Below are 569 nucleotides of genomic sequence, written 5' to 3' on the forward strand. Positions count from 1 at the left end.
CATTACAAGGCTACGATCCCAGCGAATTTACATTCGCTAACGGTGTATTTTGCGATGTTAAAGAAAAATTATGTCGTGATGATCGTTATTTTGGTGTAGATGGTAAGCGGAGTGGAAAAATCAATCAAACCACCACAAAGATGTTATTTATGTGTCGTGAGTGATGCCTTGTTTACATTATGTTCTCTGCTATTCGTCATTAACCTCTTGAGCGACAGAGAGGAGTGGGGCGTTAACGTCTATGACGGGGATAGTCCCCGTCGGTTGACATTTACTTAATTTGAATATCGACGTTATATTTTTTAGTTTTGTTTTTACGGGCGTCGTTTCGAGTTTGCAGCACTCGCAGCTCATATTTGCCAGAAGCAGGGAGTGAGTATTGTCCGTGACTATCGAGTTCTGGGGAATATCTGGATAAATCAACAGAATCATCGATTCCTGGCCCGAAGAGATAAGTATCAGCGCCTTCATTAGAGATACTCACATGCACTTTCTGACCTTTTTTGGCATAGAAGGTATATGTATCGTAATCGTATCCCTTTATTTCGCCGGAGTACTGAGCGCTGCTA

2 protein-coding genes are annotated in these 569 nt (G+C 41.8%); one reads left to right on the forward strand and one right to left on the reverse strand.

The genetic code is table 11. The annotated features are described in order from the left end of the window. The coding region (locus ACUU1I_RS21085) for a YcgJ family protein (RefSeq protein ID WP_449144939.1) at positions 1 to 164 on the forward strand (164 nt) is incomplete at its 5' end. A gap of 107 nt (positions 165 to 271) precedes the next feature. Here the strand turns inward: ACUU1I_RS21085 and pliG are convergent. Beyond that, positions 272 to 569: g-type lysoyme inhibitor PliG (pliG, locus tag ACUU1I_RS21090; protein ID WP_449144326.1), on the reverse strand; the 298-nt coding region annotated here is incomplete at its 5' end.

This window comes from Shigella sp. SIG3, from assembly GCF_053555855.1.